14 protein-coding genes and 2 tRNA genes are annotated in these 17,734 nt (G+C 60.0%); 10 read left to right on the top strand and 6 right to left on the bottom strand.

Annotation, left to right across the window (positions count from 1 at the left end):
- Positions 1-112: 112 nt before the first annotated feature.
- The 3 genes from GS429_RS14500 to GS429_RS14490 all read right to left on the bottom strand — a co-directional run bounded on the left by GS429_RS14500 (position 113) and on the right by GS429_RS14490 (position 1,557).
- Positions 113-526: a group I intron-associated PD-(D/E)XK endonuclease gene (locus GS429_RS14500; protein ID WP_328821407.1), complete on the bottom strand. Its 414-nt coding sequence runs from the start codon at positions 524-526 to the stop codon at positions 113-115.
- Between the two features lie 326 nt (positions 527-852).
- A tRNA-Asp gene (locus GS429_RS14495) sits at positions 853-925 on the bottom strand.
- A gap of 559 nt (positions 926-1,484) precedes the next feature.
- A tRNA-Asp gene (locus GS429_RS14490) sits at positions 1,485-1,557 on the bottom strand.
- Between the two features lie 331 nt (positions 1,558-1,888).
- On the opposite strand from GS429_RS14490, the gene GS429_RS14485 reads away from it, so the two are divergent.
- From GS429_RS14485 to GS429_RS14450, 8 genes are all read left to right on the top strand, one after another.
- Positions 1,889-2,116, top strand: a complete 228-nt coding sequence (locus GS429_RS14485) for a DNA-directed RNA polymerase subunit H (RefSeq protein ID WP_160066077.1) — start codon at positions 1,889-1,891, stop codon at positions 2,114-2,116.
- The gene (locus GS429_RS14480) at positions 2,117-3,691 is read left to right on the top strand and encodes a DNA-directed RNA polymerase subunit B'' (protein WP_160066076.1); all 1,575 of its coding nucleotides are present in this window, start codon (positions 2,117-2,119) and stop codon (positions 3,689-3,691) included.
- Positions 3,692-3,697: 6 nt separating this feature from the next.
- Complete coding sequence (rpoB, locus tag GS429_RS14475) at positions 3,698-5,527, top strand: DNA-directed RNA polymerase subunit B (RefSeq protein WP_160066075.1); 1,830 nt, start codon at positions 3,698-3,700, stop codon at positions 5,525-5,527.
- A 9-nt stretch (positions 5,528-5,536) separates the two neighbouring features.
- Complete coding sequence (locus GS429_RS14470; protein ID WP_160066074.1) at positions 5,537-8,470, top strand: DNA-directed RNA polymerase subunit A'; 2,934 nt, start codon at positions 5,537-5,539, stop codon at positions 8,468-8,470.
- Entirely contained in the window at positions 8,463-9,662 is a 1,200-nt protein-coding gene (rpoA2, locus tag GS429_RS14465) for a DNA-directed RNA polymerase subunit A'' (protein WP_160066073.1), read from the top strand. Before GS429_RS14470 ends, rpoA2 begins: the two co-directional genes overlap by 8 nt.
- A gap of 3 nt (positions 9,663-9,665) precedes the next feature.
- Complete coding sequence (locus GS429_RS14460; RefSeq protein WP_160066072.1) at positions 9,666-10,109, top strand: NusA-like transcription termination signal-binding factor; 444 nt, start codon at positions 9,666-9,668, stop codon at positions 10,107-10,109.
- A gap of 211 nt (positions 10,110-10,320) precedes the next feature.
- Positions 10,321-10,749 carry a 30S ribosomal protein S12 gene (locus GS429_RS14455; RefSeq protein WP_004267302.1) on the top strand — a complete coding sequence of 143 codons (429 nt, stop codon included), beginning with the start codon at positions 10,321-10,323 and terminating at the stop codon, positions 10,747-10,749.
- A gap of 2 nt (positions 10,750-10,751) precedes the next feature.
- Entirely contained in the window at positions 10,752-11,360 is a 609-nt protein-coding gene (locus tag GS429_RS14450) for a 30S ribosomal protein S7 (protein ID WP_160066071.1), read from the top strand.
- A gap of 239 nt (positions 11,361-11,599) precedes the next feature.
- Here GS429_RS14450 and GS429_RS14445 read toward each other — a convergent pair whose 3' ends face one another.
- Complete coding sequence (locus GS429_RS14445) at positions 11,600-13,672, bottom strand: hypothetical protein (protein ID WP_235920815.1); 2,073 nt, start codon at positions 13,670-13,672, stop codon at positions 11,600-11,602.
- Positions 13,673-13,864: 192 nt separating this feature from the next.
- Here GS429_RS14445 and GS429_RS14440 point away from each other — a divergent pair, with 192 nt between their 5' ends.
- Both GS429_RS14440 and GS429_RS22410 read left to right on the top strand, forming a co-directional pair.
- Positions 13,865-14,446, top strand: a complete 582-nt coding sequence (locus GS429_RS14440; protein WP_328821406.1) for a HalX domain-containing protein — start codon at positions 13,865-13,867, stop codon at positions 14,444-14,446.
- 190 nt (positions 14,447-14,636) lie between these two features.
- The gene (locus GS429_RS22410) at positions 14,637-14,765 is read left to right on the top strand and encodes a DUF7503 family protein (RefSeq protein ID WP_268892296.1); all 129 of its coding nucleotides are present in this window, start codon (positions 14,637-14,639) and stop codon (positions 14,763-14,765) included.
- A gap of 5 nt (positions 14,766-14,770) precedes the next feature.
- Here the strand turns inward: GS429_RS22410 and GS429_RS14435 are convergent, their stop codons facing one another.
- Complete coding sequence (locus GS429_RS14435; RefSeq protein ID WP_160066069.1) at positions 14,771-16,843, bottom strand: hypothetical protein; 2,073 nt, start codon at positions 16,841-16,843, stop codon at positions 14,771-14,773.
- A 65-nt stretch (positions 16,844-16,908) separates the two neighbouring features.
- A complete protein-coding gene (locus GS429_RS14430) occupies positions 16,909-17,610 on the bottom strand; it encodes a DUF7504 family protein (RefSeq protein ID WP_160066068.1) in 702 nt (233 codons plus the stop codon).
- Between the last annotated feature and the right edge of the window lie 124 nt (positions 17,611-17,734).

The following is a 17,734-nucleotide window of genomic DNA, read 5'->3' as shown; positions in this document are numbered from 1 at the left end:
TAGCGGTGGCGGCAGTTGCTGTAGTCTTCTGATGGAATACGGAGTAGATACTAAATAATTAGTGTTTTCGAGTACCGGCTGCTTCCGGTCGTCACTGTCACGCGGGGCGTAACTAGGGTATCTCCCCGTCGAACTCGTATCGTTCCGCCCAGTTTATCGATGGGTGATCGATCTCGGATTCGAACCGGAGTTCCATCTTTTGCTCGGTCGCATCAGTTGTGTCGATCCAATAGAACGCACTGTTTTCCGGGTAATAGACCAGAAATGCGTCGATATCGCCGTGGTATGAACGTTCGTGATACGCTCCTCCTTTCGCCGTCTGAGAATGAGTATTAAACCGCATTGTCTCGTCTTTGTTGGACCAACCCGTCTTACACTGAACGCGATAGAGGTCACCATCGTCCTCCACGATAAGGTCGTAGCTATCGTTATCGCCGAACGGTATCGAGACGCTGTATCCACACTCGATTAGCGTCGAAAGCGCCTTCGACTCGGTTTCATCGCCCACATCCTTCGAATTGCGCACCCGACAGTTGGCGCTGTTATCCGATAAAAACCATCGGCGATGGTAGCCGCTGGAAGTCAGTGTACACCGGATCGCACGACGGGAGCGCGGTTTGAGGACGCGAGAACCGCGGAGACGCGAATAGCGCGGGATCAACGATCCCGCGAACCGTGCGAACGGCGGCACGCCGCCGTGAGCAGACGGGGAGTGGCCGACCCGTGAGCGAGTACGATAGGTGTATAAACAGTTCCAGTTGTTACTATAGCGAATCTTCGAACCTTCGTTTGATCCGCTCACGAGCGGGTATACGCTACGCGTCGCTTGAGGATATTGTTCGCGGAAGAAGACGCCCGAGGCGGGATTTGAACCCGCGTCACAACCGTGACAGGGTTGTATGATGGGCCACTACACCACCCGGGCAACCTGCAACTCTTCGTTTCCCCGTCGGAGTATTAAGGGTTTTGCTCTCTACCTGCTCTCATCGTTCAGTGACACGACCGTCACTCCGTCCCTACGTTTCGTGTTCGGAGGCCGTGATCGGACGTTCTCAGACCGTCCTTCTGGTACGATCTCACAGTAGGAAATCACCACGTTGGTTTGCCCGTAACTGAAATTGTCACTGCTATTTCGGTGATGCTCCAGTGCTTTGCATCTAATACTGTTGAACAGAACTACGTGAATCCGATCGTCTTGCTGGGGTCGTCACCGTGCCGACGACCCCGAATTCACGATCGGCGTCGTATTGACGTCTGTCCGACAGTATAACTGCGCTCTCGAGACGTAGCGTCGATAGAAACGCGAGGCGGGATTTGGACCCAGTAGCGATGTTCGCGGTAGAGACGTTCGGGGCCGCGGTCTCACTCCGTTCGACCGGTCCGGGCGTCCGACTCGTTGTTTTCGAATCCCTTGTTTTCGTTTGATTCGCTCACGATTGGGTATACGCCACGCGTCGCTCGAGGGTATTGTTCGCGGAAGAAGACGCCCGAGGCGGGATTTGAACCCGCGTCACAACCGTGACAGGGTTGTATGATGGGCCACTACACCACCCGGGCAACCTGCAACTCTTCGTTCCCCCGTCGGAGTATTAAGGCTTTCCAATTGACCCCCGTATGGTACGGTGAATCGGGCCACGAAATACGCTCGAGTCGCCGGGTTTCACCTCCGTATCTGTGCCACTTTATCGCATGCTCCACAAGGAATTTAACTGATACTGGGGTACTGTCGGATGTGATCGGTCCCTCCGGTCAGGTTCGCCCCCGGTCGGATAGCCGTGCTTCTGAGGCGAGTTAGAAACCGTTAAATGCGTCCCGCCGGTATCTGCCTGTAGTATCTCGTGACAGCCGCTTCTCTCCCGATAGCCGACACGCACACCAACCCTAACACATGGTAGACGTAAGCCAACACGAACTCGTTCCGGAGCACACCGTTCTCGAGGAGGAGGCCCTCGAGGAGGTGCTCTCCGAGTACGACATCGACCGCACAGACCTGCCGAAAATCAAGCGCAACGATTCCGCCCTGCCGGACGAGGCGGAGATCGGAGACGTCATCAAAATCGTTCGGAACTCACGGACAACCGATGAAGCGATCATCTATCGGCTCGTGGTGGAATAAATGTCAATAGAACTCAACCGAGACAAACGACGAGAGATTTCGCGCAATTACTTCTCGAAAGAGCGGATCGCCGAACACCACTACCGCTCGTTTAACGCCTTCCTCAACCGGGGGATGCAGGAGGTAGTCGACGAGAAAGAAACGATCGATACCGACATCGGTGACAAGGAGGGCGAGGAACCGGTCCACGTCGAACTGGGCGACGTTCGTGTCGTGACCCCACGCGTTCGGGAGGCAGACGGCTCCGAAGAACTGCTGTATCCACAGGAGGCTCGCCTGCGCAACATCACCTACTCCGCGCCGGTGTTCATGGAGCTCTCGATCGTCAAGGGCGAGGAAGGCGACGAGCGCGTCGTTGACTCGACCGAGACGAAGATCGGCCGGATGCCGATCATGGTCGGCTCCGACAAGTGTAACATTGCCGGCTTCTCCGATCAGGAACTCATCGAGATCGGCGAAGACCCTGCAGATCCGGGCGGCTACTTCATCGTCAACGGCTCCGAGCGGGTGCTGATGACCAGCGAGGACCTCGCACCCAACAAGATCCTCGCGGAGTACGACACCAAGTACGGCGACGAGATTCAGGTCGCAAAGACCTTCTCTCAGCGCCGTGGTTACCGCGCGCTCGTACTCTGTGAGCGGACCCGCGACGGCCTGCTCGAGGTCTCGTTCCCGTCGGTCTCGGGTTCGATCAACTTCGTCACGCTCGTGCGAGCACTCGGCCTCGAGAGCGACGAGGAGATCGTTCACAAGGTCTCGAACGACCCCGAGGTCGTCAAGTACATGCTCGAGAACCTCGAGGAAGCCGAGGTCCAGAGCGAAGAGGAGGCGATCGAGGAACTCGGAAAACGCGTCGCGTCGGGCCAGGGCAAGAACTACCAGCTCAAACGCGCCAACTACGTTATCGATCGCTACCTCCTGCCACACCTCCACGAGGACGGCGTCGAGGAGGAAGACGTCCGAATCAACAAGGCCCACTACCTCTGTCGGATGGCCGAGGCCTGTTTCGAACTCGCGCTCGGGCGACGCGAATCCGACGACAAGGACCACTACGCGAACAAGCGGCTGAAGGTCAGCGGCGACCTGATGAAAGATCTGTTCCGGACCGCGCTGAACAAGCTGGCACGGGACGTCAAATACCAGCTCGAGCGCGCTAACATGCGTAACCGGAACCTTTCGGTCTCGACGGTCGTCCGCTCGGACGTCCTGACCGAGCGACTCGAGCACCCGATCGCGACGGGCAACTGGGTCGGCGGCCGCTCCGGCGTGTCGCAGTTGGTCGACCGCACGGACTTCATGGGTGTACTCTCTCACCTTCGCCGACTGCGCAGTCCGCTCTCGCGGAGCCAGCCCCACTTCGAAGCGCGGGACCTGCACGCGACCCAGTGGGGTCGTATCGGTCCCTCGGAGACGCCCGAGGGGCCGAACTGTGGACTCGTGAAGAACTTCGCACAGTCCATGGAGCTCTCCCAGAACGTCGAGGACGAACAGGAACTCAAACGCGAACTGGCGTCGATGGGTGTCGAGGGGATTCCGGGTCTCGAGGGCATCGAACGATCGACCGCAGACGACTAATCTACAATGAGCAGCCAACAACGAGAAGCCAAGGTCTACGTCAACGGGTCGCTGGTGGGGACACACCCCGACCCGCACGAGCTAGCCGAACAGATCCGCGAAGCGCGACGCATCGGTGACGTCAGCGAGATGGTCAACGTCTCGGTGAAAGATCGCACCCGCGAAGTGATCGTCAACGCCGACGCCGGCCGCGCCCGTCGGCCGCTGCTGGTCGTCGAGGACGGCGAACCGCGCATCTCCCAGCAGGAGATCGAAGCGCTCCAGGACGACGACCTCGAGTTCGAGGACCTCGTCGACCACGGCTACATCGAGTTCATCGACGCCGAGGAGGAAGAGGACATCCTCGTCGCCGTCGACGAAGACGATCTGACCGACGATCACACACACCTCGAGATCGATCCGTCGCTGATCTTCTCGATCGGTTCGGGGATGATTCCGTACCCCGAACACAACGCCTCGCCCCGTATTACGATGGGGGCAGGGATGATCAAGCAGTCGCTCGGTCTGCCGAGCGCGAACTACCGCATCCGGCCGGATACGCGCCAGCACCTGCTTCACTACCCGCAGCTCTCGATGGTGAAAACCCAGACGACCGAGCAGATCGGCTACGACGAGCGCCCCGCCGCGCAGAACTTCGTCGTCGCCGTGATGAGCTACGAAGGGTTCAACATCGAGGACGCGCTGGTCATGAACAAGGCCAGCGTCGAACGCGCGCTCGCGCGGTCTCACTTCTTCCGGACCTACGAGGGCGAGGAACGCCGCTACCCCGGCGGACAGGAAGACCGTTTCGAGATCCCAAGCCAGGACGTTCGGGGCGCTCGGGGCGAGGAAGCCTACAATCACCTCGACGAGGACGGCCTCGTCAACCCCGAGACGACGGTCGACGAGAACTCCGTCCTGCTCGGGAAGACCTCGCCGCCGCGGTTCCTCGAGGAGCCCGACGATATGGGTGGCCTCTCGCCCCAGAAGCGCCGGGAGACGTCGGTCACCATGCGCTCGGGCGAGTCCGGTGTCGTCGACACCGTCACGCTGATGGAAGGCGAGGACGGCTCGAAGCTCTCGAAGGTCTCGGTGCGCGACGAGCGGATCCCCGAACTCGGGGACAAGTTCGCATCGCGCCACGGCCAGAAGGGCGTCATCGGCCACCTCGCTCCACAGGAGGACATGCCGTTTACCGAAGACGGCGTCGTGCCGGACCTCGTGTTGAACCCGCACGCGCTGCCGTCGCGGATGACGGTCGGTCACATTCTCGAGATGATCGGCGGCAAACTCGGTTCGATGGAGGGGCGGCGCGTCGACGGGACGCCGTTCCTCGGCGAGGACGAGGACGAACTCCGCGAGGGACTCGAGGACGCCGGATTCGACTCTGCGGGGAAGGAGGTCATGTACTCCGGCGTCACCGGCGAGAAAATCGAGGCCGAAATCTTCGTCGGCGTCATTTTCTACCAGAAGCTCTACCACATGGTTTCGAACAAGCTGCACGCCCGCTCGCGCGGGCCGGTGCAGGTGTTGACTCGCCAGCCAACGGAGGGTCGAGCCCGCGAGGGTGGCCTCCGTATCGGGGAGATGGAACGGGACGTGTTCATCGGACACGGTGCGGCGATGACGCTGAAAGAACGACTGCTCGACGAGTCGGACCGCGAGTTCATCCACGTCTGTGGAAACTGTGGGATGAGCGCGGTCGAGAACGTCGAACAACGGCGGGTCTACTGTCCGAACTGCGACGAGGAAACCGATATCCACGAGATCGAGATGAGCTACGCGTTCAAGCTCCTCTTGGACGAGATGAAGGCGCTGGGTATCGCACCGCGACTCGAACTGGACGACGCCGTCTAAGCCACCATCATGCAAAACAGCACACCAAAAGACATCGGATCGATCAACTTCGGGCTCATGGAGCCCGAGGAGTATCGGGAGATGAGCGCGACGAAGATCATCACCGCCGACACCTACGACGACGACGGATTCCCCATCGACATGGGGCTGATGGACCCGCGTCTCGGCGTCATCGACCCCGGACTCGAGTGTAAGACCTGTGGCAAACACTCGGGTTCCTGTAACGGCCACTTCGGCCACATCGAACTGGCCGCGCCCGTTATTCACGTCGGCTTCACGAAGCTCATTCGGCGACTCCTGCGCGGAACCTGCCGAGAGTGTTCGAAACTCCTCCTCACGGAGGACGAACGCGACGAGTTCCGCGAGGATATCACGGAATCGCGCAAGCTGAGTCGGGACCTGAACGACGTGACCAAGGCCGCGATCCGGCAGGCTCGCAAGAAGGATCGATGTCCGTTCTGCGGCGAAATTCAGTACGACATCGATCACGAGAAACCGACCACCTACTACGAGGTCCAGCAGGTCCTCACCAGCGAGTACTCCCAGCGCATCGCGGCCGCAATGCAGGGCGACGAGGAGGAAGGCGTCGAACGAACGACGCCCGACGAACTCGCCGAGGAGACCGAGATCGAGATTACTCGCGTCAACGAGATTCTCTCCGGCTCCTTCCGCCCGCGCGAGAGCCAGCGAAAAGCCATCGAGAAGGCGCTCGATATCGACCTCACCGAGGAGGACACGAACAAACTGATGCCCTCCGATATCCGGGACTGGTTCGAGAACATTCCCGACGAGGACATCGAGGTCCTGGGGATCAACCCCGAACGCTCCCGTCCGGAGTGGATGATCCTCACCGTCCTCCCCGTGCCGCCGGTCACCGCGCGACCGTCGATCACGCTGGACAACGGTCAGCGTTCCGAGGACGACCTCACCCACAAGCTGGTCGACATCATCCGGATCAACCAGCGGTTCATGGAGAACCGCGAGGCCGGTGCGCCACAGCTGATCATCGAGGACCTCTGGGAGCTGCTCCAGTACCACGTCACGACGTTCATGGACAACGAGATTTCGGGCACGCCGCCGGCTCGACACCGCTCGGGACGGCCGCTCAAGACCCTCTCTCAGCGACTCAAAGGGAAGGAGGGACGCTTCCGTGGCTCCCTTTCGGGGAAGCGTGTGAACTTCTCGGCCCGAACCGTCATCTCGCCGGACCCGACCCTCTCGCTCAACGAGGTCGGCGTCCCCGACCGCGTGGCAAAGGAGATGACCCAGACGATGAACGTCACCGAACGCAATCTCGAGGACGCCCGTCGGTTCGTCTCGAACGGCCCCGAGGGCCACCCCGGCGCGAACTACGTCCGCCGACCTGACGGCCGTCGCCTGAAGGTGACCGAGAAGAACTGCGAACAGCTCGCCGAAAAGGTCGAAGCCGGCTGGGAGGTCAACCGACACCTCATCGACGGGGACATCGTCATCTTCAACCGCCAGCCGTCGCTCCACCGGATGTCGATCATGGCCCACGAGGTCGTGGTCATGCCGTACAAGACGTTCCGACTCAACACCGTCGTCTGTCCGCCGTACAACGCCGACTTCGACGGCGACGAGATGAACATGCACGCGCTGCAAAACGAGGAGGCCCGCGCCGAGGCGCGCGTCCTCATGCGCGTTCAGGAACAGATGCTCTCGCCCCGATTCGGTGAGAACATCATCGGTGCCATCCAGGACCACATCTCCGGGATGTACCTCCTGACCCACGACAACCCACGATTCAACGAGACGCAGGCGCTGGACCTGCTGCGTGCCACCCGGATCGACGAACTGCCCGAACCCAGCGGGATCGACGACGAGGACGAGCCGTTCTGGACCGGCCACGACGTCTTCTCTGAACTCCTGCCCGACGATCTCAACCTCGAGTTCACCGGCACCGTCGGCGACGAGGTCGTCATCGAGGACGGACAACTCCTCGAGGGAACCATCGCCGAGGACGAGGTCGGCGAGTTCGGCGGCGAGATCGTCGACACCATCACGAAGGTCTACGGCAACACCCGCGCCCGGGTCTTCGTCAACGAGGTCTCGACGCTCGCGATGCGTGCGATCATGCACTTCGGGTTCTCGATCGGCATCGACGACGAGACCATCCCCGCCGACGCACAGGACCGCATCGACGAGACGATCGAGGACGCCAACGACCGCGTCGAAGAGCTCATCGAGGCCTACGAGCGCGGCGAACTCGAGAGTCTGCCGGGTCGAACGATCGACGAGACGCTCGAGATGAAGATCATGCAGACGCTCTCGCGTGCGCGTGACAACGCAGGGAACATCGCCGACGAGCATTTCACCGACGACAACCCGGCCGTCGTCATGGCCAGTTCGGGTGCTCGTGGGTCGATGCTGAACCTGACTCAGATGGCCGGCTGTGTCGGCCAGCAGGCAGTTCGGGGCGAACGGATCAACCGCGGCTACGAGGACCGCACACTCAGTCACTACGCGCCGAACGATCTCTCGGCCGAAGCCCACGGCTTCGTCGAGAACTCCTACACCAGCGGCCTGACCCCGCGGGAGTTCTTCTTCCACGCGATGGGTGGCCGCGAAGGACTGGTCGACACGGCAGTCCGAACGTCGAAGTCCGGTTACCTGCAGCGTCGGCTGATCAACGCCCTCTCGGAACTCGAAACGCAGTACGACGGGACCGTCCGAGACACGAGCGACACCATCGTTCAGTTCGAGTTCGGCGAGGACGGCACGTCGCCGGTCAAGGTGTCCTCCGGCGAGGACAACACGATCGACGTCGAGCACATCGCCAGCCGCGTCCTCGACTCGGAGTTCGAGTCCGAGGCGGAACGAGAGGCGTTCCTCAGTTCGGGAGCGAGCCGAGAGCTGACGAACCTCTCCGAACACGCGGATAGCCGCGTTATCGAGGGGACGGAGGTGACCTCCGATGACTGAAGTCGATTTCGACGTTACCGACGACATGATCGCCGTCGTCGAGGATACCGATCTCCCTCGTCGACTCAAAGACAACGTCTACGAGACGCTCGAGGATCGCGGCGACGCGACGGTCGAGGACGCCGATGAGCTCGCGAAGGCCGTCGAGACCCGCTACCTCGATACGCGGGTCGACCCGCTCGACCCTGTCGGCACCGTAAGCGCACAGTCCATCGGCGAACCCGGGACGCAGCTGACGATGAACACGTTCCACTACGCCGGTGTCGCAGAGATCGACGTGACCCAGGGGCTGCCACGCCTGATCGAACTCGTCGACGCCCGGAAGACTCCGGACACGCCGATGATGACGGTCTATCTCGAGGACGAGTACGCGACCGAGCGCGAGCGCGCCCACGAGGTCGTCTGGAACATCGAGGCGACGAAGATTCTCGCGCTGGGTGACGTCTCCACGAACGTCGCGGACATGCGCGTCCAGATCTCGCTCAACCGGGATACGCTCGAAGAGCGGATGATCACGCCCGAAGAAGTCGCGGAAATCATCGAGGACAACCTCGGCGTAAGTACGGTCCAGCAGGGAACCGACATCCAGTTCGGTCCCGAGGAACCGTCCTACCGCGACCTGCTCCAGCTGGTCGAGGAACTGCGCGATATCACCTTCAAGGGGATCGAGGAGGTTTCCCGGGTCGTTATCCGTCGCGAGGAACTCGATGTCGGCGAACAGTTCGTCCTCTACACCGAGGGCTCGGCCTTCGGCGACGTCCTCGATATCGAAGGCGTCGACGCATCGCGGACGACCTGTAACAACATCCACGAGATCCACCGCAACCTCGGCATCGAAGCCGCCCGTGAAGCGATCATCGAGGAAACCAACAACACGCTCGCCGAACAGGGTCTGGACGACGTCAACGTTCGGCACCTGATGCTGGTCGCCGACATGATGACCAACCGGGGCGAAATCGAGTCGATCGGCCGCCACGGGATTTCGGGCTCGAAGGAGTCCGTCCTCGCCCGCGCGGCGTTCGAGGTGACGGTTAACCACCTGCTCAACGCCGCGATCCACGGCGAAGTCGACGATCTCGACGGCGTTACCGAAAACGTCATCGTCGGCAAACCGATCAAGCTCGGCACCGGCGACGTCGATCTCCGGATGGGATCGACGGGGCCCGGCTCCGGCGGCAGTCAGGCTGACTAACCGATGGGCATCACCCTCGATGACGACGCCCGCCAGTATCTCGCGGCGTTCGAGGACGTCACCAGCGTCGACGGCCAGGACTGTCTCGTCCTCGAGGCGACTGAGGCCGCCGACGCCGACGAACAGCTCCTCATCGTCGTCTCGAGCGGGCAAATGAGCGAGGCGATCGGCCCCGGCGGCCGAACCGTCACGCGGTACGAAGATCGTGTCGGGAAACCGGTCAGACTGGTCGAAGACGCCGCCGATCCCGAGGAGTTCGTCGCGAACGCGCTCTCCCCGGCGGCGGTGTACAACGTCACGATCAGCGAGAATCAGGATACCGTCGCTTACGTCGAGGTGGCAAACGACGATCGGGGCGTCGCAATCGGCACGGGCGGCCGGACGATCGAGGCCGCGCGGACGCTCGCGGATCGGCACTTCGACATCGACGACGTGCAACTCGTCTGAGGGAGGACCGCTTTTTTGATCGCGCTCCACTGCTGGACGGAGCGACCGGTCGGTGCTCGAGTCTCTCCCTTTGCTCTCGAACGCGACGAGCGCCACCCTCGGGAGCCAAAACGGCCTGAAATCCCTTCGATGATACCAATCGAGCGCTCTCGAGCCGTAACGGGAACTTCGAAACGGGTCGCTTAAGTGGCTTCGACGGATAGCGACCCTCATGGCAAACGGCAAGTACGCCGCGCGCAAGCTCAAGAAGGACCGCCAGAACCAGCGGTGGTCCGACTCTGACTACGCGCGCCGCGCCCGTGGACTTCGCGAGAAGTCCGACCCGCTCGAGGGCGCTCCACAGGCTCGAGGTATCGTACTCGAAAAGGTCGGCATCGAAGCAAAACAGCCCAACTCGGCGATCCGAAAGTGTGTCCGAGTCCAGCTGATCAAGAACGGGAAGCAGGTCACCGCGTTCTGTCCCGGCGACGGTGCCATTTCGTTCATCGACGAACACGACGAAGTTACCATCGCCGGTATCGGTGGGGCGAAGGGTCGTGCGATGGGTGACCTCTCCGGTGTCAACTACAAGGTTGACAAGGTCAACGGTGTCGCACTCAAGGAACTCGTTCGCGGAAACGCAGAGAAACCGGTGCGATAATCATGGCTGCAGAAGACCAACCGGATCCGGATGCCCCAGCGGGTGGCGCGGATGTCGGTGCACAACTGTTCGGCACCTGGGAGATTGAGGAGATCGCGTACAACGATCCGTCGACGGAGCGCTACATCGCGGTAACGCCGGTCGCTCACACCGCCGGCCGTCACGCGGGCAAACAGTTCAAGAAGTCCCAGATCTCGATCGTCGAGCGCTTCATCAACCGGCTCATGCAGACCGAGGAGAACACGGGCAAGAAACAACAGTCGCTCAACCACGTCCGTGATGCGTTCGAAATCATTCACGAGCAGACTGACGAGAACCCGATTCAGGTGCTCGTCACTGCCGTCGAGAACGCGGCTCCACGTGAGGAAACCGTCCGCCTCAAGTACGGTGGTATCTCGGTTCCCAAGGCCGTCGACGTCGCACCCCAGCGGCGCGTCGACCAGGCGCTGAAGTTCCTCGCGGAAGGTGTCTACAACGACTCGTTCAAGACGACGACCTCCGTTTCGGAGGCCATCGCGCGCCAGCTAACCGGCGCGGCTAACTACGACGTCCAGACGTACGCCGTCAGTCAGAAAGAGGAGAAAGAGCGCGTCGCGGCTGCTGCACGCTAAGAACGCGGCTTTATCTTCTTTCGTTTTCGACACTGCCACCGGTGAGCAACAGCGGTATCGGTTTTCGTCATACTAGGAGGACCAACAGCCTATCGGAAACCGGATATGGGCGTACACTCGGACTACTCGAGGCGAACGCCGCCGCGTCTCTACCATAACACCCGAAACCGGCGACGCGCTGATCGCACAGCTACCGTGTGATCGGGTGTCTCTTGGAGAGCGTACAGCGCGTGATAGCTTCACAGTTCGCTCGTTTTGATCGCAGTACTCCAGCGGAGTTCACCGTCGAGCAAAATCGGCATCTCCCCCGTGTTGAAGAATTCCACCAGTTGTGCGTCCGTCACGGAGAGCGAATTCATTCTTCCAGGAAGGAGGTGGTACGAATCCGCTGGCTCGATATACGGAGTGAAGACGCCGCCTTGACCGATGTTCGAAGACGAATACCCGCTGATCGTAATCTCGTTCCGTTCCGCTCCCCGGGTCACCGTTCCCGATACCGGCGCTCCCTGCTCGGCTTGTGCGACCGTTAGCATGCTGTTTCCGATGATCTGATACCGCTGTTGCTGATCCTCGATTTTTTGAAGAATCGCCAGCACCGCATAGAGTGGCAGTCCGCAGTTCAACAGCCGTGCGATAGTCAATCCCGCATCGACCGCAGTATCGTTCTCGATATCCGTCCGCGTTACGATACCACCGATCCCCCCTGCGTTGATGAGCTCGAGCCCCTGTTCGTAGGATTGGCAGGCATTGAGAAAGAACGCTTTCGCACCGACTGATTCGATAGTTGACGCGTCTAACAGCCCGTCGGAACACCGAAAGCCGTCCGCATCGTTGTGGCCGATATAGTGGACGAAATCGCTCTCTCGAGTGAGAACGTCCGCAAGATCGCCCCGGGTGAGATCGTGGTGGATCGTGACGTCGAAGGGGAGATCGTTGCGGTTTCGATACGCGCTGTGGACCGTCACCAGTTCTTTGCTCATCTCCGGATCGTTACAGACGAGTTCGATCTCAATCGGTCCGTCCCGTGGTGTTTGGGCTAACCCGTTTCGAAACGCTCCGGGGAGCCTCGTGCTCCATATTTCGTCACCATCGTCGCTTCGCCAGACCTGTCGTGTTATCGAAACCGATGACGACGAGTCGTCGTCTGCCTCCGGTTTCGAAACGTTGCCGTAAGTGGAACTGGACTCGGGACACGAACAGCGCGGTTCCGCGGCTGACTGAACTCGTGTTTCCATCGACGAAGCCGAACCGCTGTCGTCGTCGCAGACAGTGACTGCTGAGAGGTTGTTGGCGACAAACGGGAGACATTCGACGTGTGCTGCAGTTGGATCGAGCCGTGTCTCGAGGTTCCAGGCGGGGAGTTGGGACTCGGTCGTGGCGAACGGAACCTCGAGATAGGTCTCGAGTTGCGTTTCCAGCGGCTGGCCGTACAGCCGTTCGACGTCGAAATCGAGCGCCGATTCAAGCGCCTGCCGTTCGGCGATCGGAGCCGGTGATTCTCCCTCGGTCCGAACGATATAGTCGAGGAGGAACACGTGCTGTAGAACGCGGTTGACGGTCGTTTCGAAGTCGGTGGTTCCGGTGAGTGCGTACGAGTATCCGGTGTCAGTGCGAAGTCTCGGCGTCGATCCGGGGACGACCGTCGCTGCAAGATAGTACGCAAGCGGTGTGACGGTGTACACGTGTCGAAGCGTTGGTGGGACTTCGATTCGAACGCCGGTCTCCGGTCGGTCCAACCCGTCGGGAATCCGTAGCTCATCACCGAGCGTAAGCGTCGGCGGATGCCCACGAAGAGTCGGATACGATCGTTCAGCCGTCGTTGTCTTCAATGCCGTTCCGAACGTCGAAACGGCCTCCATCAGATCGGTCGGCTCAGCGGTCGTCGTAATCGAGTTCGCCGGACGCGTGTGATACGACCGGACACCGAACGTCACCGGTACCGTCTCTCCGAACGTTATTCGCGTCTCTTCCGAGCCGACGCGGATATCGACTGAACTGTCCACGTGAACGTAGACTTTCATCGCAACAGAGATATCGAGAATATACGTCCCGCGTGGCAACTGTGTGCGTTGATTCGGTTGGGTTTCCGCAAGCAGTACCTGCTCTTCGTTACGGGTGTACACCGTGTTATTGCCCGGTAACACGAACTCGTCGAGAGAAACCTCTACCGCCGTATCCAGCGGATACGGAATCCGATCGGTCGATACCGGCGTGGGTGTAAGCGCTGCCTGCGCCTCGAGCCGATATCGTCGCCGCTCGATCGGATCGATAATCACTAAGCCAGCGTCCGTCGTCTTGACTTTCGGTTTCATTAGCAACGAGGATCGATCGAGGGGACTGCCTGGCCGCCCCACGTGCTTGTAGAAACGAATGTGTATCGGTAAAAATATACGTTGTGGCCCACGCCTCGTGTTTCCATATCGAACCCGAGTATGCGCGTCGGTCGACTACCGCGGCAGCCTCGTCGCTTCCACTCATATTTAATAGTACCTGCTCGAGCAGTAGTGATACGAACCGTGTTGTTGGACTCTCCGTCATCTCTGTTCGTCGTTCATCCTACCCGTTCCCTGACCGGGCTAGACGCTGCTTGTTCGCGCGTCACCGTTTCCGTTACGAGGGCCGATTTCGATCGCTCGGTTCTCGAGCAGATCGACGACCGATACGATCTGCTCGTTCTCGACTGGGGTCTCGAGACCCCGGATGCTCGCGGCGTTCTCGATACGTTTCGCCAGCACACTTCAGACATTCAGATTCTGGTCCTTGCCGATGACGTGCCGGGTGACGATCCGGTCGATCGCGGTGCCGACGAACTGCTCGTCAGTCCGATCTCGGACGAGACGCTGCATTCGACGATCGAACGGTTGCTCTTACAGGGGGCCTACGAGGAGGCGATCGGCGAATTCTTCCGCCTCTCGACCGAACGCGCACTGCTTGAGAGCGAACTCCAATCCGGTCTCGCCGTCACGGATCAGTACCAGTCCGTTGTCTGTGACCTCTATGAGTACCGCAAACGGGCAGCGGCGATCCGAGACGAACTCTCGAGTGACGCGTTCGATCGAACGCTCCGACGACTACTCGAGGAGTAGCACACCGACTGCTCTTTCTTCGCGTTTCGCCGTGCAGTACACCTGAGTCGCTTCTCTCGTCACCTTCCTTGAGAGACGTTTTCTCCCGGAACTCTTTCGAACAGTCATGCTATCAAATAACATCATGGTTTTCTCATATGATATATTAAAATAAATTTATAATCTTCACTCTCTATGACTAAGGTGTAGCATGGAAGACCTAACCCAACACCTAAAGAATCACCCACGAATGATCGGCGTCCTGTTTACGATTATGCTGGCCCTGTCCCAGGCGGGCACCGCCGCAGCCGGAGCATCTGGCTCCTACGCTGGAACGTAAGTACACTACAGTTCGTCCAGACGAAGCTCTTTACTCCAGTCGACCGATCCGTTAGTAATAACTGGCAAGTCCTCTAGATCCAGGAACTCTGCAACCTGTGACTTCGTGAGTGAGAACGATCCGAGTCGGCCCGAAACCAAGAAGTACACTTCGTTGTCCTCTAGATACGGGATGAACAGTCCGCCTTTCCGCAACCCCGTTTTTGTGTAGGTCTCCATACTGGTCTCGAACCGGTTTCCGTCGCGTTCGATCGAGCACACGAGGGGCGGCCCCGTCTCCGATTGGGCAATCGTCGTCATTCCGTCGCCGACGAGAAAATATTGCTGTCCGATGATGTTTCCCTTTCGGACGACGTCCAGCGCCGCATACAGCGGAAACCCTCGATTGAGCAACCGAGCGATCGTACTTCCAACTTTGACCGCACCGCTGTTGATAATATCGTCGATCGTCACAATTCCGCCGATACTTCCGGATTCGACGAGTTGTAGCCCCTGATCGTGTGACTGACAGGCGTTCAGAAAGAACGCCTTCGTCCCGACCGTCTCGATTGATGAGACGTCTAACTTGCCGTCAGCACACTGGAACCCGCCGTCATCGATGTGTCCGATGAAGTGAAAGAAATCCGCATTCTTTGCCAGAATCTCCGCGAGTTGGTCCGTTTCGGTATCGTAATGAACCGTCACGTCGAACGGGATTTCCTCGCGGACTCCGTACACGCCGTTTACCGTTTCGAGTTCTTCCCGCATCTCCTGGTCGTTACAGACGACTTCGATCTCGATAGGTTCGTCTCGAGGAGTTCGATCGAGGCTGTGGTGGAACGCAGATAGCGGCGTCTTACTCGTGATATCCGCCGCCGTAGTGCTGCTCCACGATTGTTGGATCAGCGGCATCGACGGCCGATCAGCAGGCGTCGACGACGATTCGGTCCCGCGGACCGAGTTCGCACTTCGGTGAAAGTCACAGTCGCCCCGGGTGAACGCCGTGATCGCGTCCGTTTGTGTCGCTGATGCCGGCCGTTCCTCCGTTTCTTGAATACTGACAATCGCGAGCGTATCGGTGAGGTACGGTAAAAACTCGACCGTTTCGGCGACCGGCTGCAACTGAGTTTCGAGTCGCCACTCGGGAAGGGTGGGCGCTACTGTCGCAAACGGTACCGATAGATACGTTTCGACCTGGTCGGCTAGCTCTCGCTGGTAGAGCTCGCCGACATCGAACTCGAGTTTCGGTTCGACGACCTGTCGCTCGCGGAGCGGCAGTGGCGTTGGCCCTTCGGTTCGAACGACGCAATCGAGGAAGAACACCTGCTTGAGGACGCGCTCGACTGTCGCCTCGAATCCGTCTTCTCCGTCGAGATCGTAGGTAAAACCGTTCTTCGTGAGCAGTCGCGGCTCCGGGCCGGGAACGACCTCAGCACCGAGATAGTACGCAAGCGGCGTGACGACGAATACGTGGCCCAGCGTCGGTGGCACCTCGATTTGAATGCCGGTCTCCGGCCGCTCGAACGCTTCGGGTATCGACAACTCGTCGCCGAGTTCGATGGCGGGCGGGTGGCCCCGGTGTGTCGGATACGAGCGTTCGGGGTCTGTCGATTTCAGTGCGGAGCCAAAGGCCGAGACGGCCCGCATCAGATCGGTTGGCTCCGCTGTCGTCGTTATCGTGCCTGCCGGACGGCGATGATACGATCGTGCGCCGAGGACCGTTCGCGTCGAGTCGTCGAGCGTGATATACGTCTGTTCGCTGTCCGAGTAGATGTATACCGAACTTTCGACGCGGGCGTACACCTTCATCGGTCCTGAGAGATCGAGCGTGTAGGTCCCGTGTGGGAGCGACGTTTGCTTGCTCGGTCGAACCTCCGAGACCATCGAACCGTCGCTATCACGAACGTAGACCGTCTCGTTCGTCGGGAGCGTGATCATTCCGGCCGTAATTTCGACGGCCGTGGCGACCGGGAACTGAATGCGATCCGTTTCCACTGCTGTCGGAGAGACTGGATCGTGTGTTGTCAAATGGTAGCGGTGGCGTTCGATTCGGTCGATGATTTCGAGGCCGTCGTCAGTTGACTCGAATTTCGGTTTCATGGAGTAGATAGGTCAGCGGGGCGGTCGTGCAACGAGACGGAGAGTGTATATCAGGGAGATCGTCGTTAGGACTGGTCGATCGTGATCCACCCGGAGCGATGGCCGCCGTCGTGGATCCTCCACTGCTCCTGAAACTCGCCGTTTTGTTCCCGAAGATCGATGCGAATGTCGAACAGCGGCTCCAGAACCGAAACGACGTCCGAGTTGCGGTCCATCGGAAGATGGTAGTGGATCATGCCGTCAGTCTCCCGGGTTCGACCGTTGGTCAGATGAACGAATTTGAAGACCCGTTCGGCACCGTATTCCTCGAGCAGCGGGACCAGCGAGTTGATTCCGACGCGAAGCTCCGCAGGTGCGAGTCCGTTCGATTCGGTTTCAAACGTTTCGATAGCACTCGAGATTGCAATACCGAGGTCGGCGAGCGTGGTCGCTTCGATCGGCGACTCGTCGGTCGACGGTGCGGATGGTTCCGCTTCGTGAGAGTCGGGGCTCTGTGCGGCCGCACTTCGGGCCTGTGCCGCGTAGGTAATACGGCGAACCGGGCCGGAGACCTCGAGGTCGTGGGACTCGCCGGTCGTCGACACGAAAATACGCTGGCGCGGCTGATCGGTGGCCTGTCCCAGGAGTCGCTGACGAACATTTCGCCGCTGATCGGCTCGGACGGACCCGACAACAAGCACGCTTGCCCCCCGTCGTTTCAACTGTGACAACGCTTCGGTAAACAGCTCGTCCTCAGCCCCCCCACCCCAGTCCTTGCTCGAAAGCATCAATATATGTTACTGGCATGGGTGGATCAAACATTAAATGTTCGGGTTGAAGCGAACTGTCGTTTCGTGGCTCTCAACAGCGGGATCTCGGTGCACCGATCCGTGGATGAGAGACCGAAGACGG

The organism is Natronorubrum halalkaliphilum, from assembly GCF_009834785.1.
Taxonomy (GTDB): domain Archaea; phylum Halobacteriota; class Halobacteria; order Halobacteriales; family Natrialbaceae; genus Natronorubrum; species Natronorubrum halalkaliphilum.
Note: the sequence above shows the minus strand (reverse complement) of the source record. Positions and strands in the feature narration are given on the sequence as shown.